General features: G+C 57.8%; 15 protein-coding genes. 6 read left to right on the forward strand and 9 right to left on the reverse strand.

Going from position 1 to position 23,196, the window contains the following annotated elements; all coding sequences use genetic code 11:
• Nucleotides 1–162: 162 nt before the first annotated feature.
• Nucleotides 163–1,254: a LacI family DNA-binding transcriptional regulator gene (locus tag ACRQ5Q_RS08950; RefSeq protein ID WP_439397196.1), complete on the reverse strand. Its 1,092-nt coding sequence runs from the start codon at nucleotides 1,252–1,254 to the stop codon at nucleotides 163–165.
• A gap of 262 nt (nucleotides 1,255–1,516) precedes the next feature.
• Here ACRQ5Q_RS08950 and ACRQ5Q_RS08955 point away from each other — a divergent pair, with 262 nt between their 5' ends.
• From ACRQ5Q_RS08955 to ACRQ5Q_RS08970, 4 genes are all read left to right on the forward strand, one after another.
• Nucleotides 1,517–2,719: a CaiB/BaiF CoA transferase family protein gene (locus ACRQ5Q_RS08955; RefSeq protein ID WP_439397197.1), complete on the forward strand. Its 1,203-nt coding sequence runs from the start codon at nucleotides 1,517–1,519 to the stop codon at nucleotides 2,717–2,719.
• A 245-nt stretch (nucleotides 2,720–2,964) separates the two neighbouring features.
• Nucleotides 2,965–4,116, forward strand: a complete 1,152-nt coding sequence (locus ACRQ5Q_RS08960; protein ID WP_439397199.1) for a hypothetical protein — start codon at nucleotides 2,965–2,967, stop codon at nucleotides 4,114–4,116.
• 161 nt (nucleotides 4,117–4,277) lie between these two features.
• Nucleotides 4,278–5,207, forward strand: coding sequence for a dihydrodipicolinate synthase family protein (locus ACRQ5Q_RS08965; RefSeq protein WP_439397201.1), 930 nt, complete (start codon nucleotides 4,278–4,280; stop codon nucleotides 5,205–5,207).
• 9 nt (nucleotides 5,208–5,216) lie between these two features.
• Nucleotides 5,217–6,683 carry an NAD-dependent succinate-semialdehyde dehydrogenase gene (locus tag ACRQ5Q_RS08970; protein ID WP_439397202.1) on the forward strand — a complete coding sequence of 489 codons (1,467 nt, stop codon included), beginning with the start codon at nucleotides 5,217–5,219 and terminating at the stop codon, nucleotides 6,681–6,683.
• A gap of 182 nt (nucleotides 6,684–6,865) precedes the next feature.
• Here the strand turns inward: ACRQ5Q_RS08970 and ACRQ5Q_RS08975 are convergent, their stop codons facing one another.
• Genes ACRQ5Q_RS08975 through ACRQ5Q_RS08995 form a run of 5 tightly spaced genes read right to left on the reverse strand, consistent with a single transcriptional unit; the run spans nucleotide 6,866 to nucleotide 10,523 of the window.
• Nucleotides 6,866–7,033: a hypothetical protein gene (locus tag ACRQ5Q_RS08975; protein ID WP_439397204.1), complete on the reverse strand. Its 168-nt coding sequence runs from the start codon at nucleotides 7,031–7,033 to the stop codon at nucleotides 6,866–6,868.
• Between the two features lie 55 nt (nucleotides 7,034–7,088).
• On the reverse strand, nucleotides 7,089–7,322 hold the full coding sequence (locus ACRQ5Q_RS08980; RefSeq protein WP_439397206.1) for a hypothetical protein: 234 nt from the start codon (nucleotides 7,320–7,322) through the stop codon (nucleotides 7,089–7,091).
• A 44-nt stretch (nucleotides 7,323–7,366) separates the two neighbouring features.
• Entirely contained in the window at nucleotides 7,367–8,269 is a 903-nt protein-coding gene (locus tag ACRQ5Q_RS08985) for an NAD(P)-dependent oxidoreductase (protein WP_439397208.1), read from the reverse strand.
• Complete coding sequence (locus ACRQ5Q_RS08990) at nucleotides 8,266–8,952, reverse strand: HAD family hydrolase (RefSeq protein ID WP_439397209.1); 687 nt, start codon at nucleotides 8,950–8,952, stop codon at nucleotides 8,266–8,268. Before ACRQ5Q_RS08990 ends, ACRQ5Q_RS08985 begins: the two co-directional genes overlap by 4 nt.
• Entirely contained in the window at nucleotides 8,949–10,523 is a 1,575-nt protein-coding gene (locus ACRQ5Q_RS08995; RefSeq protein WP_439397211.1) for a hypothetical protein, read from the reverse strand. The genes ACRQ5Q_RS08990 and ACRQ5Q_RS08995 overlap by 4 nt, the downstream gene beginning before the upstream one ends.
• Nucleotides 10,524–11,460: 937 nt before the next feature.
• Between ACRQ5Q_RS08995 and ACRQ5Q_RS09000 the strand changes: the two genes are divergently transcribed.
• Both ACRQ5Q_RS09000 and nodU read left to right on the forward strand, forming a co-directional pair.
• A complete protein-coding gene (locus ACRQ5Q_RS09000) occupies nucleotides 11,461–12,657 on the forward strand; it encodes a pyridoxal phosphate-dependent aminotransferase (RefSeq protein ID WP_439397213.1) in 1,197 nt (398 codons plus the stop codon).
• 517 nt (nucleotides 12,658–13,174) lie between these two features.
• A complete protein-coding gene (nodU, locus tag ACRQ5Q_RS09005) occupies nucleotides 13,175–14,929 on the forward strand; it encodes a nodulation protein NodU (RefSeq protein ID WP_439397215.1) in 1,755 nt (584 codons plus the stop codon).
• 486 nt (nucleotides 14,930–15,415) lie between these two features.
• On the opposite strand, the gene ACRQ5Q_RS09010 is transcribed toward nodU, so the two are convergent.
• The 3 genes from ACRQ5Q_RS09010 to ACRQ5Q_RS09020 all read right to left on the reverse strand — a co-directional run bounded on the left by ACRQ5Q_RS09010 (nucleotide 15,416) and on the right by ACRQ5Q_RS09020 (nucleotide 22,438).
• Nucleotides 15,416–17,599: a di-heme-cytochrome C peroxidase gene (locus tag ACRQ5Q_RS09010; protein ID WP_439397217.1), complete on the reverse strand. Its 2,184-nt coding sequence runs from the start codon at nucleotides 17,597–17,599 to the stop codon at nucleotides 15,416–15,418.
• 142 nt (nucleotides 17,600–17,741) lie between these two features.
• The gene (locus ACRQ5Q_RS09015) at nucleotides 17,742–19,043 is read right to left on the reverse strand and encodes a hypothetical protein (protein WP_439397219.1); all 1,302 of its coding nucleotides are present in this window, start codon (nucleotides 19,041–19,043) and stop codon (nucleotides 17,742–17,744) included.
• A gap of 173 nt (nucleotides 19,044–19,216) precedes the next feature.
• The gene (locus tag ACRQ5Q_RS09020; RefSeq protein ID WP_439397221.1) at nucleotides 19,217–22,438 is read right to left on the reverse strand and encodes a hypothetical protein; all 3,222 of its coding nucleotides are present in this window, start codon (nucleotides 22,436–22,438) and stop codon (nucleotides 19,217–19,219) included.
• Nucleotides 22,439–23,196 lie beyond the last annotated feature (758 nt).

Below are 23,196 nucleotides of genomic sequence, written 5' to 3' on the forward strand. Positions count from 1 at the left end.
GCCTGTTGTGCCATTGACGATCGCGCAGGCGGCGCATCGCATGCTCAGCCACCTCCACTTACGGGCGAATAGTAATAAGGGGCGAGCAGCTTGCGTCCACCGGGTCCTAAGACGCGAAGGCCAGGCTACGGTTCTGAAATCGTTATCGGAACCGTGGCGCGGTCAATGATCTCGACTGCGCCCGCGACGGGCGGGACGGGCGCTGGACCGCGGCGGGGCGCTCGATGACCGCATGACGAGCCGGTACGGCAACACAACACTTTTCGGGACAGGACTTCCGGCAATGGCATTGATGAGATAATCGGCGGCTCCCCGGCCGATTTCTGCCGCCGGAACGCTGACTGTTGTGAGCGGCGGGTCCATTTGCGCCGCCAGCTCCACATCGTCAAATCCTGTGATGGAAAGCGTGGCCGGTACGGCCAGCCCCATCTTGCGAGCCTCTGCCATTGCACCGATGGCAAGCGTGTCGGTGGTGCAGATGACTGCTGTCGTGTCCGGATGATCGGTGAGGAGTTGACGAAGGGCACTACGGCCCTGGGCAAGCGAATAATCCGCCTTGACGATCTGGGTCGGCTTGAGCGGGAGACCCGCGTCCGAGAGCGCGCGCTGAATTCCCTCGAGCCTGGCGCGGGATCTGTCGTTTGACGCGGCGACAACGTTGGCAATCGCGCCGAAACGGACGTGTCCAAGCCTTAGCAGATACTCCGTCATCTCGCGGGTGGCACTTTCGTTGTCGATTCCGATCGCGGGGATGCCGCCGCCGGCCTTGGCAACATAGGTGGTGATGACGGGTACACCTGCCTGTTCGATCAGGCTCCTCAGCTCCCGGCCGTGGGAAGCTCCGACCAGCACGATTCCATCGATGCCGCGTTCAATGAGACTTTGCAGTTCCTGAAATTCACGCCGCTGGTCATATTGCGAATTCGCAATGAACAGCGTGTAGCCGCTTTCGCTGAGGCGGTTCTGGAGCGCTTCCACGCCTTCTGCAAAGATACCGAGCGCCAGCGTCGGAACGATGACGCCAACGGTTCGCATGCGTCCCGATTTCAATGCTCTGGCTGCGCTATCGCGCGTGTAGGCGAGGTCATTGATGTGCCGCATGACCCTGTCGCGAAGCTCAGGCCGTACGATATCGGGGTGATTGAGAACCCGCGACACAGTCGCCGGCGACACATTCGCCTTCCGGGCAACGTCCTCGATCTTCACCCGCGGCTGCTGGCGGCCTTTTGGCGCGATTACAGGTTTCTTGTCCATTTGCGTCAGTCAACCAGGAGAAGGAGAGGGTCTCCACAAAGGGTTAAACCACCACGAGCGCCACCTTCTCAAGCCCCTGTATGCGGGCCATCGGCGCTATTTTCTGGCCCTCCTCAGGCGCAGATGGAGCGGGATGACGCAAATCTCATTCGAAAGTTGGTCGATTCGCTTGACTCGGGTTCTTGCAAAGCTTAAGTCTGAAATCGATTTCAGAAATCGAGACCCGGTAGCTCGATTTCAGGTAAACCGAAAGCAAGGATGTATGGTCGATCTCTTGAAAGGCATTCGTGTCCTCAGCCTCAATCACTTTCTGATGGGTCCGGTCGGCGTGCAGTTTCTCGCCGACCTCGGTGCGGACGTGATCGCCGTGGAACCGCCCGGAGGGGCCTTTCAGAGGAAATGGGGCGGGGCGGACAAGCGGGTTGACGGCCAGTCGATGCTGCTTCTGACGGGAAACCGCAACAAGCGCAGCCTCACGCTCGATCTGAAAAAACCCGAAGCCGTGGTCATCGCGAGGCAACTGATCGCCAAATCGGATGTGATCGCAGAGAACTTCCGCCCGGGTGTGCTCGATAAGCTCGGTCTCGGCTATGAGGATGCAAAGAAGATCAATCCGCAGATCATCTATGCCGCTGCCTCCGGCTACGGTCCAGACGGGCCCTATGTCGATCGGCCAGGCCAGGATCTCTTGATCCAGGCACTATCAGGACTTGCGATGATCACCGGAAGTCGCGAGCAGGGGCCGCGGGCTGTCGGGGTTTCCGCCATCGATCATCACGGCGCCGCCTTATTTGCAGCGGGGATCCTAGCTGCCTTGGTGAGGAAAGCGCGGACGGGGCAGGGCTGCCGGGTTGATGTCAGCCTGCTGTCGGCTGCGCTCGACCTGCAGATGGAATCTTTCACCTGCTACCTAAACGGCCGAAGGCCTGACGACGTCCGTCAGCCGGGCCCGGTGGCCGGCTGGTACTACGGCGCGCCGTACGGCATCTATGCGACACGTGATGGGCACATTGCGATCTCTTTGGGATCGCTGGAGGCGCTCTCGGGCGCGCTTGGCCTTCCGGCCGACCAGCGAATTCCCGACGAGGAAGCCTATCGCCGGCGGGACGAGGCCTCAGCCATCATTGCGGCCAGCGTCGCCAAGCGCTCAACCACCGAATGCATCGTCTTGTTCGAGGCGCGTGGAATTTGGCACGCTGCGGTGAACGATTATTCCGACGTCGTTGCGGATCCGCAGATCGCGCATAACAAAAATTTTCAGGTCGTGACCGGCGCGACCGGAACTCCCATCACCCTTGTCGGCCATCCGGTGCGCTACGACGGCGAGCAGCCGGGCGTGCGTTTGCCGCCGCAAAAGCTCGGCGCGCAAACGGAAGAGATTCTGAAGGAGCTGGGCTATGACGCCGGGGAATTGAAGCATCTATACGATACGGGCGCCATCGGCGCCGCGGACTCGCATCACTAAACGAACAAAGAGACTTCTCGAAAGTAGCAAGCTTACGTCAGGAGAGACATGGTGATTGGCATAAACTTGCACGCTTTTCTCTGCGGCGCTGCTGACGAGGCTTGCTCCTCGGGAGCGATGCCCAAGCACGCTTGAAAGCATCGTGAACACTAGCCGTTCACTCCAGTCCAGAATCTCTTGGTAAAGAGCTTTAAGTTGTCGCCAGGCCAAAGCCGCGCGGCGAGTTTTATGTTGGACCAGAAGCCATGTCGGAAAGCCAATATCTGCCCGCGCGCGAGCGTATGCTGAAGCGCATTGCCGAGACCAGGGACACTGCACGCACGGGCTTGCCACACTGGGCAAGTGCCGCCGACGGAAAATGGACGTTCACGCCCGATGGTGACTGGACCGGCGGGGCATTTGTCGGTGAGCTTTGGCTCGCGCATCTCGCTGATCCCAGGCTGTTCCCAATCGAAGACGCGCGTGCTGCGCTAAGCCGAATGTTGCCGCGTGCCGAGCGGCTTACGGCCTTCAAGGGCTTCGGCTTCTATCATGCCGGCGCCCTCGGCAGCATCCTGTTCAAGGAAGAAAACGCGCGCGCGATGGCTCTGACAGCAGCAAGGTCGCTTCGTGATATGTTCGATCCACACCTCGGACTGATACCGTTGGGCAGGGATGCCGAGGAGGCCAGCGCAGTCGGAGCCTCCGAGAGCAGTATTGACTCGCTCCAGGCGACAGGCCTGCTCTATTGGGCCGCGGACGAGCTTTCCGATCCCCGGATGGAGGAGGTCGCCAATGCACATATGCGACGCGTCCTGGAGATCCATGTGCGGCAGGACAATTCAGTAATCCAGTCTTCTACCCTTGATCCACATACCGGCAAGGTGCTCAGAACGCACACACACAAGGGATACAGCGATATCAGCACCTGGGGCCGGGCGCAGGGATGGGCGATGCTCTACACCGCTCACGCCGCCATGGTCCGCCCGGACGAACCGCTATGGCGCGACTATGCCGTGCGCCTTCTTGACTGGTGGATCGACCATGTCCCTGCGGATCTCATTGCCTTCTGGGATTTCGACGATCCGGCGATCCCGAACACCAGCAGGGATACTGCGGCCACTGCTATCGCTGCCGCCGCAGCGCTGCGCCTCGCATCCGCACTTGGTCCTGAGGGGGGCGCCAAATATAGATTATTTGCGGAACGTACGGTTACTCAGCTGAGCTCGAAATACCTGACACCGACTGCTCCCGATGACCCGCGCCCGCCTGGAATGCTCACCGGCGGCTGCTTCACCCGAAAGGCGATCGTGCGCGATATCGATGCGGCCCAGAACGTCGAGCTGATCTTCGGAAGCTACTTCCTGTTTGAATGCCTTGCCATCCTGACGGATCTGGTGCCGCCTGGCTGGATCTAATGAGGAGGCGCGAAAGTCTTCCAACGCGAGCAAAGCCTCACCCAATCTTGTTTGTGACGCCACGCCAGTCAATCTATCCACAAAGTTCGACGGCATCGGCTCCGCTCCTTGGATATTTGCGAGTTCGACAGCAACTGACTGCCCTGTCTGGAATCCTCTACATGAGAAATGCGAAAACTCCCCTCTATCGCGGCTTGTTCCCGGTCGCTCCGACGCCGTTTACGGACACTGGAGATCTCGATCTCGAAGGGCAGCGGCGCGTGCTCGATTGCATGATCGATCAAGGCGTCGACGGCATCTGCATTCTGGCCAACTATTCCGAGCAGTTCCTGCTATCTGATCAGGAACGTGACATTCTGGTCGATCTCTGCCTCTCGCATGTCGCGGGCCGCAAGCCCGTCATGGTGACCTGCAGCCATTTCAGCACCCAGATTGCGGTGCAACGCGCCCGCTATGCGGCCGAACGTGGCGCAAGCCTCCTCATGCTGATGCCGCCTTATCATGGTGCAAGCCTCAAGGCGGATGAAGGCGCCATGATCGGGCATTTCGGCCGGGTCGCGGACGCCGCCGGGATTCCAATTATGGTCCAGGACGCGCCGCTCTCCGGCGTTACATTGACGGTCCCGTTTCTCGTTCGGCTCGCTTGCGAGGTGCCGCTCGCCAGATATTTCAAGATCGAGGTGCCGTTTGCGGCTGCCAAGCTGCGTAGTCTGATCGAGCTCGGCGGTGAGGTCATCATTGGTCCTTTCGACGGGGAGGAAGCCATCACCATGATGGCAGACCTCGATGCCGGTGCGATCGGAACAATGTCGAGCGCGCTGTTGCCCGATCTGCTCCGTCCCGTGCTCGATCATCACAAAGCGGGCAGCAGGCAGGAAGCCGCTCTTGCATATGCAAGGGTGCTGCCGCTCATCAATTTCGAAAACCGCCAGTGCGGCCTGCGCGCCGCCAAGAGCGTGATGGCTGAAGGCGGCGTGATCAAATGCGAAGCCGTGCGGCATCCGCTCGAGCAGATCCATCCGGCGACGAGAGCTGGATTGATCGAGCTTGCGCGTGAGCTCAACCCTCTGGCTCTTCGCTGGGGACATTGAGGTGCAAGCATGAAGCGCCAGGAACACACCACGCAGGCAGAACCTGTGTACCCCAAGATCAGGATGTTCATTGCCGGCGAATGGACGGAAGGGGGCTCTGATCGCTCGGAAAAGATCCTCAACCCCGCGACCGGCCAGCCGATTGGCGAAACTCCTTATGCGTCCCGCGGCGATCTCGATCGTGCGATCATGGCCGCCAAGGAGGGGTTTGAGATCTGGCGAAAGGTTTCGGCCTTTGACCGATACAGGACGATGCGCAAGGCCGCCGATCTCATACGCTCGCGCGCAGCCGGCATCGCATCGATCATGACGCTCGAACAGGGTAAGCCGCTCAGCGAATCGAGTGCTGAAACGTTCCTTGCTGCCGATATCATCGACTGGCTCGCCGAGGAAGGGCGGCGCGCCTATGGGCGGATCGTCCCGGCGCGCTTTGGCAACGTTGCGCAGCTCGTGACCAAGGAGCCGGTCGGGCCGGTTGCGGCATTTACGCCCTGGAATTTTCCGATCAACCAGGCAGTGCGGAAGATCTCCGCCAGCCTTGCAGCCGGCTGCTCGATCATCGTCAAGGGACCTGAAGAGACGCCAGCGAGCTGCATGGAGCTGGTGCGTAGTTTCGCGGATGCTGGCGTGCCTGCGGGCGTGATCAATCTCGTCTTCGGGGTGCCATCCGAAGTTTCAGATTATCTCATACGCCATCCTATCATCCGGAAAGTCTCCTTCACCGGTTCGACCGTGGTCGGAAAGCATCTCGCAGCCCTTGCTGGCGCCCATATGAAGCGCACCACCATGGAGCTCGGCGGGCACGCGCCTGCCATGGTTTTCCCGGATGCGGACGTCGAGAAAGCCGCAAGAATCTTGTCGGCGAACAAGTTCCGCAATGCTGGCCAAGTCTGCGTCTCGCCGACGCGGTTTCTGGTGCATGAGAGTATCTATGAAGAGTTCGTTAAGAGGTTCGTTGCCGAGGCCAGCGCGATCAAGGTTGGCAATGGCCTTGAAAGAGATAGCCGGATGGGACCGCTCGCCAATTCTCGGCGGGTCGATGCAATGGAGAGCCTTGTCGCGGACGCTCTCGATTGCGGCGCCCAGTTGCGTACCGGCGGCAAGCGTATCGGCAATACGGGGTACTTCTTCGAGCCGACGGTCCTGACCGATGTTCCACCTCAAGCGCGCATCATGAATGAAGAGCCTTTCGGCCCTGTCGCGCCGATTGCGCGGTTTAAAACCTACGTCGAGGTTGTGGCGGAGGCCAATCGACTGCCTTACGGGCTCGCCGCCTACGCCTACACGCGATCCGCCGCGACGATGGCCGCGATCGGGGCCGATCTCCAATGCGGGATGGTATCGATCAATCATCATGGGCTTGGGCTTCCCGAAGTGCCCTTTGGCGGAACGAAGGAATCCGGCTTCGGTTCGGAAGGTGGCCTCGAGGCAATCGAGGGCTATCTCGACACCAAATTCGTGAGCCAGGCGAGCTAGAACCGGAATACCAGATACCAAACCGGAGCAGAACGACTTCGTTAGTGCCGCCGGATCACCCCAAGCGCTCCGCCCTTCTCCGCTGGCAGACCGGTACGTCTGCCTCTCCCCAGACTCGAGCCGCTGTCGGAGAAATCCGGCAGCGGTCTTTTTCTTTGCTGGACCGACACCTTCTTGTTCTTTCAGGCGGGAGCAAAAATGAGATACTTTGTCTGGCAGACCTGCGCGGACGGATAACAGCTGCGTGTACCAAAGCCCTCGACTATCCGCGCCAATGATAGCCCGCGAGCACCACGAATATCGGTGCGGACCAGCATGACCATCGCCTGGAATTTCTCGCCGATGACCATCTCACGCGCAGAAGCGCGCAGATGCGAGCAGGAACATCGTCGAGAACCGACAGATCTATTTCCAGTAAACCCGATTCGGCCGCCTCACCAAAGGCGATGTCGATAACGATAAAACCTTGGCGGTATCGACCAATGCATCGGCGGTGATACGCAGGCCCCATACTCGCTTTCCTCGCGAATGCGATTGACCTTGACGCTGTTTAGAAGAAACGCCGCTGACTTCTTTGAAGATGCGGGCCATGTCGTCCGAATCATCGCTCTCGATGCCGAGGGATTCGAGGGGGGGCACCACGGGCTCGTGGAAAACTGACTGCTTGGAGCCAGGCCAAGCGTCTACGATCGGGCCAAATGTGGTAGGGTCAATTCACCTTTGCCTGCGACAACTGAGCGGTTGAGTTCCCGCGCGGCCGCATCCAGGACAGGCACGGAAACTGCACTCTCGCGCGCTAGGCGCACAGCACAATCGATGTCCTTTGCAGCATTTGCAATCGAGATTGCCAGTGCATCTGGTTTCTCTCCCAACAAAAAGGCGGCAAACGCTTGGAATATTCCACTGTTCGTAGAGCCCCGACTGACCAAAGAGCGTAGTGTTACAAGATCTATCTGAAGACTATCCGCGAATTGGCAGACCTCAGCGGCGACCGCAGCTATGCCCATAGTCATGCTGTTGTACACAAGCTTGAGCTTGTGGCCGTGTCCGACATCTCCAACATGCATAACGGTCTCGCAAAACGCAGCAAGAATGCGTTCAGCGACCGGAAAGAGTGTTGCATCCGATCCAACCATCGCATTGAGAAGGCCGAGCTCTGCTTGCTCGGGGCTTCGTGTTACTGGAGCATCAATGAAGCTAAGACCTCGCCTTTGCGCCATTTTCGCCAATGCAATGGTCGACGCGGGATACGAGGTCGTGCAATCAATTATCAAACCCCCTCGGCGCATGTGAACAAACAGTCCATCGTGTTCGAGGCACACCGTCTCAACTTCGCAGCTGGACGGTAAGGACAACACCACCACACTTACATGCTGCGCCAACTCAGCGATCGACGCATGCTCGCGGGCCCCGGCACCTGTCAGCCGATCAGCACCGAACCGGTTCTTGTTGACTTTGATGTGGAGTTCGCTTTGCTGACGCAACAGGCTGATCCCTATACCCGTTCCCATGCGCCCCGCTCCGATAAGCCCTATGCTCTGCTTTATCGTTTTGGGAGCGGCGTTCACTGACGGTCCCTTGCTCATGATTTAGTATTCCGAAAGAAGCCATGGCTTTGTAGGATCGGCAACAGCTCGTGATGGTTGTTGATGGTGTAATCTGGACGCGCGGCTTGCAGGCGCAACGCCGAAACAAATCCTCCGGTAATGGAGATGCTTGTCAGCCCGAGATCGCGTGCAATATCAGTCTCGACGGGCATATCGCCGATGATGAAGGTTGACGACGGCTTCAGGTTGTACCTGTTCATATAATGGCGAAGCCGCTCTCCTTTGCTCATCGATTTGTATTGCGTGGCGCGGCTTTCGAAGGCGAGCACATCGGTGATGTAGTCATCCACTCCAAGTCTCTTCAGCTGGAGCTGTAGAGGCGCGACTATGTGGTTGCTGAGGATGATGAGTAGAGCAGATTCTCGGCGCGCTAACGCGAGTACTCTGCGCGCCCCCTCACGTAAATCGGCTTTATCCGCAAGATGCTCGTATGTGTCGTGAAAGAGTGCGCCCTCGTCACGCTCCACTGCCTCAACCTCCTCCTGCGACATTCCGAGGCTTCGATAGAGACGAGAGAGGGGAACATCACAATGCTCGCGAAAGGTATTTATATCGATGCTCGGGCGGCCAAAGCGTTCTAAAATTACATTGGTCGTTTCGAGCACCGCGTATGTGTCATCGAGCAGCGTTCCGTTCCAGTCAAATACGAGAGCGGGTTTCACGATGCTGACCTCAGACCGGGATTGACAGGAAGAGCGGCCAGCAAAGCTTTCAAGTTTCTGTCCGCGCGCTGCCGTCCAGCGGGGGTCGGCATCTCCAACGTGAAGGGTGACAAATCGATGCCTCTGTTGGCCAATATGGATGCAAGGGCACGGAAGGGCAGATAAGTGATTGTTGCTGCTTGGATCGCCGTCGCAATGTTGCTTTCAATGATTTTGAGGGCTGGCGGGTCCATCCTGTGGAAGCGAAGACACTGGGTGCGTAGTTCGGGCGGCAGTCGCTTCAAAGCCTGCCAGAATGCGAGCTCATCTAGCGTATGAATACCCATGCCGTAGTAGTGTGGAGCAACTATAGGCGGCGAACCAATTGCCCAATGTACGGCTTTGGCTCCAGCGGCAAGGAGCATCGTTGTGACGGCTTGGCTGGTATCACCTCGAATGAGCGCCTCGTCGACAACTATTATGGTCCGTTTAGCGACGGCAGATTCCGACACGCGATACTTCTGAGCAATGCGAGATTGTCGGGCCCTGGGTCTGCCCAGGAGAGTTCGCTCAAGAAATTGCGTTGCCACTACGTCACACCGCTCGGCGAGCACGCCCTGTTCGGTGAGAGAGTCAAACAGACCATCGGCGTACGGCCCCCCAGTCTTTGGCATGGAGGACACGATTGGCGGGATCAAGAGTGGCTCTGCTTGGACTCGCTCCGCAACGAGTCTCCCCAACGCGAGCCCGATGTTGTGACGGGTCTGGCGATGTGAATGGCCCTCAACCGACGTGTTCGGACTTCCCAAATAGAGAGTTTCGTAGGCGCAGAGTTTGGCCTTACATCCTCGGCTGTTCAGGGTATGGTCAACTCTGCCGCCCGTCTTGGCGTCCACGCGCTGTATGCTCCCAGGCAAGAGCTGCTGGGTCTCACCTTCCAAGCCAGCGAAGGCACAATCTTCAGAAGCAAAGAGCAACAATCCATTACTTGCCCGCATAGTCTCCAATGGTCGCAAACCGCTTCGACTGCGATATGCAACAAGATCACCGTTCTTATCGAGCAAAAGCGCGGAAACGGCACCATCGATACGATCATCAAGCTCGCGAAAGACAGCTTCGTAGTCTGCGGGCAAGCCGCGACGCCAATATTCTCGTTCGCAAGATCGTTCGATCCACCTCAGCAAGAGCTCGGCGTCTGTGTTGGTATCTAACAGTGGCCCGTGAGCGAGCAATTCGCTCCTCAGTTCATGAGCGTTCACCAAGGCGCCGTCCAGAGCAATTGCAAAATGGCAGCTAGGAATTGACTGCACATCGCCGTCATCCCCAGTTCCACAGGATCGGCTACGGATCTGCGCGATCGCAACATGAGGCCGAAAGCGCGGCTCCTGTTCGATGCAATCAATGCGCACTGAATTATCGTCCGATTGAAATGCCCTTCCATATCGGATCCCACGCTCTTGCATGAAAGCAGAGACCGCGACACCTGCTTGCCCACGGAGCGCAAGTGTCGGAATCATTTTCTTCAGCTGATCAACGACGCGCGACGATGGTTCGCTTGAAGCACAGAGAAACGCACCGGCGACACCGGACATATAGTCACCCACTTGTTAAGGAGCCGATCTGGCGGGGCCTCGCATGGCTAATGTGCCTATGAAGGCGGAAGTTCGCTTCACCCTTAAGCAAGCGTCGTACCACTCCTTTGAAAATACTGGCTGGCCCTTCTAGAGCGAGGAGAGTTGGGAGACGAGCCACTCTTGCCACTCAGTCGAGTGTTGTGGCTCGTTCAGGCCATCACACAGTGTTCAAGATGCTACGACTATGTGCGAAAAGCGCCACACCGGAGCGAGAAGCTGCGAGTACTTGAAGTCGGTGAAAGCCTTCTGATCTTCCACTCATTGCCTTCCATCCTGCGGGCAAGCCACCAAAGCGGGTCCTTACGGACAACCAGCAAACGGGCTCCAAGCAGGCGTGCTAGCGGCGCGTTGCGCGTCTCGGCGGTTCGGATCAACTACTAACAGCGGTGATTGATCAGGACACGATAATTCCTGGCCATGACACACCGTGCCGCCTGCGCGGATCTGGCGCATGACGATGCACTTCAACGAGTTTGGCAAGAGCAACTGCAATATGTCACCGTCAACGGCTCTGTCGCGGCGCGCGCCAGCCTAGTTCTCACGGTTTGCGAAATCCTAGGAGCCCGAGGTCAATCAGTGTCCATGTGCCGGCGGCAATACGCGTCGCAAGTAGGACGATGGAAGGGGCCCGCATTTTGCAAGCAGTCCAGGAGGGCGTTCTATGCAGCGATAGTCGAGCCGAAGAGCCGTCCGTTTGATGTTGAGTCAAAATTGTCTCACCAAGCACTCAGCATGGAGAGAGGGCAATTAGGCTGTTGGCGTTGTGTAGGGGGGCTGTGTCGGTCGAGGTGAGATCGTCAGCCTCGCCGAATATGGCTCGATAGCTAGACCGCGAGAGCGCGGCGGTCGCGAGCTTTGGCTCGCTGCTCGAGTTCGAGGACCCTAGGAGGTCACTTTGCCGTCAGACTCGACATGGTTCTGTTTTACAGAGCATGCGCCCGGCGCCCAGGAGGTGGCGTCGGCTTCTGCTTTTGGCGGGCATCAGTTTATCGATCTCGCACATGACGAGATATTCCAGCCACTCTCATTAGCGCACGAGAGGGCGATGGTCACTGTCGATTCTGGGGCGAGCGGCGTCGTGGATCCCATTGGCCTCATGCCGCTCCGCAAAGCTATTGCGGAAAGGCTCGCGGCGCAGACAGGCGTTGATTGGAGTACGGAAGAGATCGCCATCACTGCCGGCTCAAAGGAAGCGCTGCTTTATGCGGGCTTGGCTGTCCTGGAGAGGGGCGACGAAGTTATCATTATCCGCCCCTGGCAGCCGTTGGTCCCAGCACTGGTTCACGCCGCTGGCGCAGTACCAGTATTCGTCGATGCTCAGCGCCCACGATACAATCCTGATGTCAACTCAATCCGAGCTGCCATTACATCGCGGACTAAAGCGATGATTATCAATTCACCCAACAATCCGACGGGCGCAGTCTACAGTCGAACAATATTGCAGGAGGTCGGCGAGCTTGCTATCGAATTCCGAATATGGATCATTTCGGACGAGCGCTACTCAAGATTAGTATTCACTGGATTACACCGCCATGAGTCGATCGTCGTAGCGCACCCGGCCGTGCGAGCGCGAACTATCATAGTCAATCCTTGTTCACAGGCACTGGCGATATCAGGCTCTCGCTTAGGTTATTTCGCGGCTCCCAGGGCCATCGTTTCTGCCGCAAGAAAGCTTCAGGGCTACGCAACGATAACACCAAGTCGAGAGGTGCAGCAGGCTATGCTGAGCCACTTTCAGGTGGCCGGCGGCTGCATTGAGCGGGAGACATACCAACGGCTTTTCGACGCTCGTGACACGGGTCTTAATATCCTTTCTAATCTACGTGATGTAACCCCACCTCGTGCCGACGGGGCATTCTTCTTCTATCTTGATCTGAACAGGCTTGCATCTGCTTTGCAGGACGAAGGTCGCGTTCGAGTGAGGGATGATGTTGCAAACTGGCTCCTGAAGCAAACTAATGTGGCCTGCGTTGCGGGAGACGCGTTTGGCGACGTCAACGGCCTGCGACTCTCATTTGGCGCCCCACCGGGGGCATCGGCGATCGGACTGAAGCGCATCGTCCAGGCGCTAAATAGCCTTAGGATCAAATAACCGCCGGTCCAGTCGCAGACGAATGGCATGGATATGAATATCTGCGCTTCAGCTGATGACTGGCGCTGCGCAATGTAAGCAGCTCCTGTGTCCCTTAACGGCCAGCATCGGTTGAATTGTGACATCAAAGACCGCGATTCGTCGCCGCCTCTGGAGGTCACGTCTCCTGATTTGGTCTGGAATAGAAGGATCGGCTCACGATTCATTATCCGGTAAAGAGTTCCGCTGCACTCGTTCGCTCCAGGCCGGAGAAGGCACAAGGGGCTGCAGGTCGCACGCACGCAAATTGTGCGCAGGCGGGAGTGTTTGGTCCGAAACCGAACGCGTCCGGTGTCACGAATCGATCAAGTCGCTTCCAACTCCGACTTTGATCAGACAATCGCCAGCGATTCCTCTGATTGGAACTGGCCCAGAGCGTGCATCGTGATAGATGGGAGCCCATCTGAGTCTTGCGACGTGAGCAACAGTTGCGGCGCCTCAAATCGAGTGGATCACCGACATTAGGTTCGAAGACAGTATGCGCATCTGCGGTATCAAACTGACCCATGACGGAGCAGTCGCCCTTATCGAGGACGGACGGCTTGTCTTTTGTGTCGAGCAGGAGAAGCGGAGCAATAATCCGCGATATCAAAAAATCAACAATCTCGATGCGGTTGTTGTCGCCTTGGCAGAGCACGGTTTAGATCCGCGGGACGTTGATCGGTTCGTCATCGACGGATGGTGGGGCGAGGTTGAGTCACAATTTGAGGTTTTCAGTGGGACTGCACCCATTACCCTTAAAGGGGCACCGTATGTTGAGGGCGATGCCGAAGGCCTTCTCATAGCGCACGACGGCTCTGGGCTGATGCTCAACGAGAGCGCCTTCGCTTATAAAAGCTATCCGCACGTCACAGCCCATGTGGCTTCCGCTTTTTGTACCAGCCCGTTCGCCAAGGCCGGGCAGCCCGCGTTCTGTCTGGTGTGGGACGGAGCTTCCTTTCCACGTCTCTACCATGTAGAGCGCCGCGCCGCCAGGTTCCTCGAGTGCCTCTTCCCGCTAATCGGACATGCTTATGCTGCCGCGGGCTATCACTTCGGCCCATACAAGCAGAGGAACCGGACCAAGTGGGACCTCGGTGTTGCGGGCAAGTTGATGGCCTATATCGCGCTCGGTTCAGTCGATGAAAGCATTGTCGAGGTGTTTCAGGAGCTGTACGAAAAGCACTTTAGCACGTTTACGGAGCCAGTCGGTCGTTGCAGCGCGGACGCCGCGCTTGAGCCTGTCCACGAGTTCTTCGATGCCAGCGCGCTACGGTTAAAAGCCAAAGCCCCCGAAGATGTGCTTGCATCCTTTCATTGGTTCCAAGAGCGTCTGCTCGTTACCAAACTCGCGAGTGCTATACAGAGACATCCGAGGCTTCCCGCGCGCAATCTGTGCATCGCCGGCGGTTGCGGTCTCAACATAAAATGGAATAGCGCACTACGAGCTGCCGGCTTGTTCGATGCTATCTGGGTGCCACCCTTTCCGAATGACAGTGGCTCGGCAATAGGTGCCGCTTGCTCCGCATTGGCGGCGGACCAAGGCTTCATACCATTGGAATGGTCCGTCTATAGTGGTCCAGCCGTGGAACGAGGCGGCGCGCCGCCCGGATGGGGCGGCTCACCATGTAGCATGCGTGAACTTGCAACGATTCTCGCCAGCAACAAGCCCGTCATTTTCCTTGCCGGCCGCGCGGAGCTTGGACCTCGGGCTTTGGGTAGCAGAAGCATACTGGCCGCGGCGACATCGCCGCGAATGAAGGACCGTCTCAACGACATCAAACTTCGCGAGCACTTCCGGCCTGTAGCGCCAATATGCCTGGAGGATCGCGCGCCGGATATTTTTAGTCCTGGAACGCCAGACCCTTACATGCTCTTCGAGCACCAAATACGAGCAGAATGGCGGGACAAGATCCCCGCTGTTGTGCATCTGGATGGATCTGCGCGATTGCAGACGATTTGTAGGACCTCTCAGCACAAAATCGCCGAACTTCTCGTCGAATACGAAGGCCTGACGGGCATTCCGCTACTATGCAACACCAGCGCCAATCGCAATGGACACGGGTTTTTCCCGAACGCGGCATCTGCCTGCCAATGGGGCCGCGTTGACCACGTGTGGTGCGATGGCGTGCTGTGGACGAAACTCCCGGGCGAAGACTCAGCGCCGGCCAACGGCATTTTTCTCTCTCAGGGCGCGGAGGCAGGACCATACGCCGAAGATCGGATAACTCCCGCCACAGGCCGCCTTGTTTGACGAATGCGATCGCTGCAGGCCTAGGGTAATCTTGGGAGAAGCGCCATGACGGGGGTCGAGATGATCACCTCGCTAGAGGGGTGACGGGCTGGTCGCTGGATGAGAAGGACCGGCTTGTTGCAGCATCGGCGCCAGTGTTTACGAGGGGGCTCGCATGGCCGGTCTTTCATGTGAGCCAGCTGTTCAGGTGGCGCAAATGGCCCCGGTCAGCGTCCTCTCATGCACAAACCTTGGAACCTCTTGTTCAATTAATCGCAGAAATCGAGTGCACGCCTCCCCGCAACCAACGCCGCCCCTTCGTCTGGCCAGGGGTTCAGCAGCCTCCTCAGCGAGCCTCCGGCTTGGGGTCACCAGATTGTCCTCGATCCCCTCGGGCCCAGGGTTTCGATCGCATCCCGAATGGCACGCGCGCTGACGAGGCGCGCGACGCCGACGGAAGCTTGAAGGTAGCGGCGCCGACAAACAAGTCGACGGGCAACGCATCGCTCATAAAGTCTTGAGATACTCAACAAGCGCTCGGCGCTCCGGTTCGGTCAATTCTGGTCCGATGACGCCAGGCGGCAGCTTGGTTAAGTCGGTTTCCTTACCCTCAAACGAATGTCCGCGATTGCTGTTGCCAAGCAGCGTCACATCGAAGTTTGTAAGTCCGGCCGCACAGCTCTCGATCGCCTTTTCTTTCGTAACAAGCCCGACCTTGACAGGGTCGAACGCACGATTGCCGACGCAAAACGATGTCGGTCGTTTGGCTTGCGGCACCAACATATCTCTCAGTGTCGGAACGGAGCCATTGTGCAGATAAGGAGCCGTTGCCCAAACACCGTCCAACGGGCGCGCCCGGTACTGAGGCTCAAGGGCGAGAACGACTTCGTCCTTGCCGTTGCGGCTCGCACGCGCCCCGACATAGACACGCTGGTTTTGGCAGTTCTTCCTCGGCCCCCACATTTGCTGCTTGGTTTCTTCAGAAGTGCCGTTCGCAATGACCCATTGGTCGATCGTTTTGCCGACCACGTCCATGAGCGCGAGTACAAACAGAGGATCTGCGTCGTTATCGGCTAGAAGGCCGCAACCTCCGGCTTTGTTGAGGTCATCTGCAGGATTCAATCGGAGTGACTTGGGTAGGTGAACGCGCCGCGTCGTGAGGACGTTAGATTGTTGGCGGTCGGTGCCGATCGCCGAGACCGGCATCTGGACGACGTTAAAATAATGCCGTCCGCCGATCTCTACCCAATTCTTCTCGTCCTTGGCTGAGCGATCGGGGTTCTCTGCGCGCCAGAACGAGTCTTCCGGCCACTTTTTGTCAAAGGCAGCATCGTTCACCGGGCCTCGGTGGCATTCAAAGCAGTGAGCACGATAAAGATCGCGACCTTGTTCAACGAGCTTTTCATCGATCGCCCAGGCCGGGTCACCGCGGAATTTCTCCTGCGCGTCCTTCCATCGGGGTGCTACGAGCCCGGTGAATTTTCTGCCTCCTGCATCTTCGGACGAAAAGGGATCGGTGCCGCGCAGAAGCTCTTCGAATCGCGCGATGTCGGAGAAATGTATGGATGAGGCAAAAAGCGGCCTTCCGGGCGCGTCAGCGGTCATATTGATTTTTGCGCTGACACCGAGCGCTTCGCCCGCATTCCGAACGAGTTCGTTGAGAACGGAAGCGTCATACTGTGCCCAAAGGAAATATGGCGTGTCCCATATCGGTGGAAAGCTCACGGGGGCGTCGTGGCGCGCGAAGTTGCCCTTGAGAAGTGGTTCGGGGAGTTCGCCGGTCGAGGGATCGAGTAGATTGCTATAGAAAACCTGGTTCCCGATCCGGTTCAGCGCATCAAGTCGACCGAACCCTTCATCGAGATCCGCCACTCCCCGTCCCGTCAAAAGGCTGTCGGTCTCTGCCTTTTGGTTCTTGATCTTTCGGAGTGCTAGCTCAAGATCGCTTCGAAGCTGTTTTCGATCGACGCTCTGCCCTTTGATCTGCTCCAGCTTGCTGGCGAAACGCTCGAAACGCCATGGCAAGAGCAGCGTGTAGCCGATCGACAGCCCGACGGCTCTCTCAACCTCGCCAAGATTGACCATCGCCGGCCCGCCGTCGAACCGTATGCTGACATTCTTGTATTCGAGATGACCCGTATGACAGGCGGCGCAGGTTAGGCCGATCTGATCTTCATATGGGGCGCCAGTCGCCGGATCAACGCCGCCCTTGAGGATGGCAAAGCCGACCGGCAAAGCATTCGGGTTCTCGGGCGCGCTTGGAGTCCAGCCGGGGTTGGATGTGTCCCCATTCGGCGCATCGTCGTGATAGCCATATGCGGGCGCAATACCGGCGAAGTCCTTTGAGCCAGGACTGGGAATGAAGCCGAGGCGGCGCAGGTAAATCTCGTCCGTCAAGCTCGTGTAAGAGAAGGACAGCTCCGGCCGTTCCAGAGCCAAAAACCACTGATAAGGGACAGGGATGGTCGCTGTCCCCTGGGATGTGTGGTGAAACCAGTAACGCTGGCGGGCGCTCCAATTTTGCGGGAGCCAATAAGCGCTTTCGATTTTCGATGGCTCGGGCAGGGTCGCAGGCAGCAATTGAGCCACCAGATTAGCATCGTTCTTGATTTTGAGGGTCGCGTCACGAACCTTATCCGGCATGAAATATACCAGGCCGGCCGCCACGATCACGACAACGACGATTGCCAACAATAGGCTCGTGATATGAGGCCAGCGCATCAGCCAGGAAAAAAGACGAGAGCCAAAAGAAGGTCTCCCCATAGCAGGACTCCATCCATCTTTCGTGCGTCCGGCCGGCCCGGCAGGCTGGCGGAAACGGCGACGCCGTCGGTTACTTGTTCAGCAATTGGCTATTGATGAAGGCGACCACGTCGGCCGTCTCGCCTGCCGCGCGTCTGGTTATCGTCGCCGCGGCGGGGCCGCCGCGCAAAAAGGATGGAAACCAACCGAAGTTGCGGAGATTCCAGTCTTCCTTCGGCCAGACCGCCCGGTTCACTCCAGGGACTGCGAAACTTGGAATTTTCCTGGCGATTGGCTGTGCCGTCTCGGTGTGACAGCTCACGCAATCGGTATTGAAGAAATGGCTCTTCTTCGGATCGGCAATAGTATTGACAATCTCGATGATGCGGCTGTTGGGCACGTTGCCATCGATGAACTCGGAGGTCGAAACACCCTTACGATCAGCTTCGGGCAAGGGCGGATTTTGCAATGCCGCGTGTCGACAGGTGATCGGATTTTGATTATTCGTACCCGGTTGCGGGACCACGTGCTTTCCGCCGATGGCGCTGAACATCTGTGCCGCGTGCATGCCATCAAGCGTCGGGCCGGGCACTGCTATTAGGCCTGCTTGCGGGACCCTTAACATCGACACGAAAATCCAGGGTTCGGGCGGTGCGATGCCCATCACGGCCATGGTGTTGAGGCGCTGCGGCGAGAGATGCTTCTCAATCAACGCCTTGAGCACATCGCGAAACGCCTTCGCCGATCGCCCTACAAGACCTGGATGCACATTCAGATCACCGGTAGTCGAGACTTTTACATTGCCAAAATGCCCGGCGCCAAGCTGATCGCGCAAAGTCGCGACGTCACGAACGATCCCCTTGAATGCTTCGTCGTCCGGTTTGAAGCGCGGGAACGGCGCGCAGCCGTCCAGAGGCGGATCCGCCTCGAGGGTGAAGCTGAAGATAAGGTGGCCTGCAGTGTCATGAACCTTGAAGCCGTCCGGCCCATTGGTCACCGGCTGAATGATAAGCCGGATTTGTGGTTGTCGGCCAAACTGCGCGATGATCTCCGGCGACAATCCCGGCGCGCCCGGATCGATCCGGATGCCGGCGACAAACCAAGCATCGATTTTTTTCACGGCATCGGGAAGCTGAATGTGCCGTGCACCCGAATCCGGCACGCTAGGATGCTCCGGGTTTTCGGCGTTGGCGATAAAGTGCGCGAAATCCGCGTCGGAAAACAGCCGCTGCGGCGATCCCGAAGGGCCCGCAAGATCGGACACGGCGATAAGGTTGGCAAGGTCGGCCGCCGACTTCGGCGGAGGAAAGAGAATGGACACATAATTGGGCGCAAGCGGCCTCGACGCCGCTTGCGCCGGCGTCGTTCCTACCTCCAAAGCTGCGGCGAACATCACCCCTGCCGCTAACAAGCTTGCAAGCCGTCGCGGAAACAGAGATCCGTTGATTTGACCCCTCGCGATCATTGAAAATCCCCCTGTAAGACCAAAACTTTAAATATCAGCTGCCGAACGATCTCGCCGGTACGCGCCTCGCCAAGGCAATGCGAACGACCGGATCGAACCCTTCATTCCTCACCGTAGAATTGGCTTTGCAAGGTCTTGAGTTTCGTCGGATGCAACGCCTCCTCGATACAGCCGAGGAACATCTCACTGCGTGCATTGACCCGCGCGTGGTCGGCTGGATGCGCCATATCCGATTGCAACGCGCGCACGGTTGTCCAGTCGTTTGCACGATCCTTGAGCAATTCGAACAACGTGCGGCGGTTGTCCGGCGGAGATAACCGGTCGTCTTTATACCGGTGCAACCGGAAGTGCGCGAAAGTGACCTTGGCCGAGATCTTCGCATCCCATAGCGCGTCGGGTAGCGTTAGCAAATCAAGCCCTTGCAGCTCGCCCAGCTGCTGAATTTGATCCTGCGCTTCCTGATACTGCTCACGGCCGACCAATTGATACATTCCTCGCGGGCGAAACAGCCAGCCGTCGTCCGTTCCGGGCTGGTTGCCAAAGTCGTTGTCATCGTAAGCGAGTACGAAGTTGGCTAGTTCCTTGGGATGATTAAGCAAAGAGTTCACGTCGACCGCGGGCTTGTTTGCGGCCACAAGTCTTGAGTTATTTTTGTCAATGCGATCGCGCCATTTCTGCGGGAGTTGAGAAATCGCGCTGTAAGAAAAGTTCTCGCTGCTGCGAGTAAAATCGGCGCTGTCGTAAGAGACGGATCCCAGAATATAGGCGAGGATACGGGGATCCGTTTCCTCGACGCGATCCCATTCCTGCAACAAGGCCTTGACCTGCTCGGCCTGATAGTAGGCCATATAGGTCTTGCGATATGGCGGAACGGGGAGAGGCGCGGGCGAATGATCTTTGCTCGATTCACTCAGCTGATGCTCGTAGGCGGCGACGTTTTGCTGATATTCCTCATAACCGCGCTGTTGCAACCAATTGCTCTCATAACAAGCAAGTAATGGCTGCGGTTTGATCTTTGCAGTTGGTTGATACTCCTTCGCTAGCTCGTCGGCGTAGGCAGCCCTTGCAAGTTTGGCATCCTTCAGCGTTTCAAATGCGGTCGCGACAGATCCATTCAGAAGATGGAACAACTTCACCTGCAGGCAATCTGCATTGCTCTGCCTTTCGCGGGACTGATCGAAGTCGTCCTTCGGCACGCAGTCCCAAAAGCGCCCGCTACTCAATGAGATGATATCCTCGGTCTTCTGGGACAACGTCCAGCCGAGTGGAAGGCTATAAAACAAACCTGTGATGTCCGTGCGGCCGAACGTTGGAAAGCGCTGAACACTGGGCGTCACTTCGGCGTCAGGCCGACGGTCGATGCTGGTTGCATGATTGAGGGCGACATAGGTTCGGGAGGTTCGCGTGCTCAAAAGCGCGCGTACCGGCTCCATGAGCTCACCGAACATGAATGAACCATGATCACCGAACTGTCCGCTGACGAGGGACAGCAGGTAAATCCTGAATTTCGGCGCATCGGACGTGCCCTTGATGGCATTAAGCTTCTCAATCAGGTCGAGGGCGGTCTCAATCCCAGAGTTCTCCACATATCCGCCGTCCACCAGGCGGGCGTGCGGATGAGAGGTTATGCAGTCATTTTTGACTGAGACCGTCGCGGCCGGCGTCACCCACGGAAAACGTGCGCTCGTGAAAGCGGCCGTGCTGAGTGGAATACGCAGCGAGTGGCTCTTGACCGTTTGGTCCGTCCCAGTGCCCGCACGTTCAAGCGCTGCAAGAACACACAGATCCGTGTCTTTGGGGTGCAGGGGATCGAAATCAAAGGGAGAGATGACTGCCCGTTTGCCGCTGCCGGCATCCGTCGTGTTGAACAACAGGGCCGGCATGTTGTTGCCGGGCGCCCAGTGGGACTGAAAGTCAGCCTTCAGCAGGTTGGATTGATTGCCGCTGCCCGTGTTGCTTCCGAGGATTCTGTCACCGGCGTTCTCCAAAGTGTATTCGAGAAAGCGCGCCCGATCGAAGGCCGGGATCGCGAACGGTGAAAACATCTGAGTGAAATCAGTAAACAAAAAGCCGGCAACCAGAGGGGACAGAAAGTCGGTTGCCAGGACGCCTGCAACGCGCTGCTCGATCGGCCCAGGAGCATCAATATCTTGGACCCGTCCAACCCCTGCTAGGAAATCCGCGATTTTGGGGCATGTCTTTGCCTCAACGGCATTCGGATCAAGAGACGCATTTTCGGCGTGGAGCGCAGCGGCGAAGATTGCCGAACCGACGCTGCCCCCGGACACACCGCTTATCGCAAACAAATGTTGGCGAAATGCCGGACAGAGATCCTGCATCCGCGCAAGAAACCGCGCCGCATTGTTGGCGGCATAGATCCCTCCGCCTTGAGCCGCCACAATGAAGACGGGATATTCGCCGAGCCTCTTGGCTTCCTCCACTCGCGGCTTTTGTAAAAGCCACTCGCGGAATGCGGCGGCCGCGGACATGCGCGCCTTTTCCGGCGGGCTGTTTGCTTCAGAGACAGTACGCAGTTCGTGGTCGTCACCTCCCAAGAAGGAAGCGAGCAGAAACAAGCCGCCAAAGACAACCGGAATAAACGGAAACGCAAATCGGATCGTCAAGAGAGAAAAATGGACTGTGAGACCAATGACGCAAACCGCAAAGAGAGCGATCACGCCGAACGATCCGACAAATTGTGCGAGCCTATCCGGCAGCAGGAGGAATGCTGCTGTCAACAGCACGATGCCGCCGATTGAGAGCGCGAGAAACCTGTAGCGGATGAAGTAAGCGTTGTTGGCGCGGCTCGCGAGCTCAGTCGAGCGATCTCTTGATCCTATTCGCCAAGTAAATGTCACGAAACAGACGAGCATGATCAGCATGGCGATTGCGAGGATGAACAGCATGTTCCGCTCGAACGCGAGCGCCTGGTCCTGAATGCGGAAGATACTGCCGACTTCCTCGACCTCGCCAATCTTTCGCGCCGGCCGCGAGGCGAATTGGCCTGCTGTGGCGGCGATGATCGGCAGTGCTCCAAGCAGGACGGGAGCAAGTCTTATGTAGAAAGCCAGGCGCCCCGAAGGCTTGGGGATTTGCGGCAGGGATGCAGTTGTGAGCTGAAACGCGCTTGCCCAAATCACTATAGCAATCAGGCCCAAGGCAGCGAACTCCTTGAACGTCACCCAACCAAGGTCGTCGGCGGCTATCCGGTAGAGCTCCTGAATCTGATCCGGCAGGTAGAGCAATACTGAGATAGCTATCGACAGGACGATTACCCATCGAAGGTTGCGCAATAACGTAAACAGCTGCTCGCGCACAGTCATCGCGTGATCTCCTCACATATTTATGGAGGTCGCTGGCAAGCCACCTGAAATAGGCTCGGGTACCAGGCATTCGCGCCAGCTCACATTGAAAAGTATTCCGCCGTGGTGTACGGGGCGAACTTAAACAGATAGAACGACGCGACACGCTCTTAGGTAGCCTGCCTAATATTGTGCACTTTCCTACAGGAGTGTTCTAGGTTTGTCGATATGTTCTGCGCGGCGGGTGCAGAGTTTCCTCCCAACGACTTTCCTACCTTTTGCATCGCGGGCAAATGCCTGCCGCCATACGACGCGCAAGCGCTCGGTACGAACTGCACCGTTTCCTTTTAGGAAGAATACTCGCTTGCCAGGCACAGGTGCAAAACGGGCCGGCGACGAGGCTGAATTTCGATAGCGACGTCTTGCGGTTTAAAAACAAGGTCTCCCGCTCTTTCTCATCGCAACTCCGCACTGAAACGCAAAAAAACGCCGCCGCTTCTGCTCTAGTCTGAGGAGCTACGACGTTTGGGTGGGCTCAGTCGGCTTGGCCGCAGACAATATTCCCGTGATTAGCCATCTCCAGTCAGGATTGTGCATCCACATCTTAAACGCCTATCACGCTCTTGCCATCGGTGAGCACCGCAACGACTTCGCTCCCACGCTTTGGGATGTTCGTCCCCCAAAAGATCCAAATGCGGTTGTCGAAAAGCCGCGCACGCTTTCCGGTGTTGAGCAGCGATGCGTCCTTTGGCTCTGGTCTCTATGCCTGGTTCACTTCT

This window comes from Bradyrhizobium sp. PMVTL-01, assembly GCF_051861855.1.
Lineage (GTDB): Bacteria > Pseudomonadota > Alphaproteobacteria > Rhizobiales > Xanthobacteraceae > Bradyrhizobium.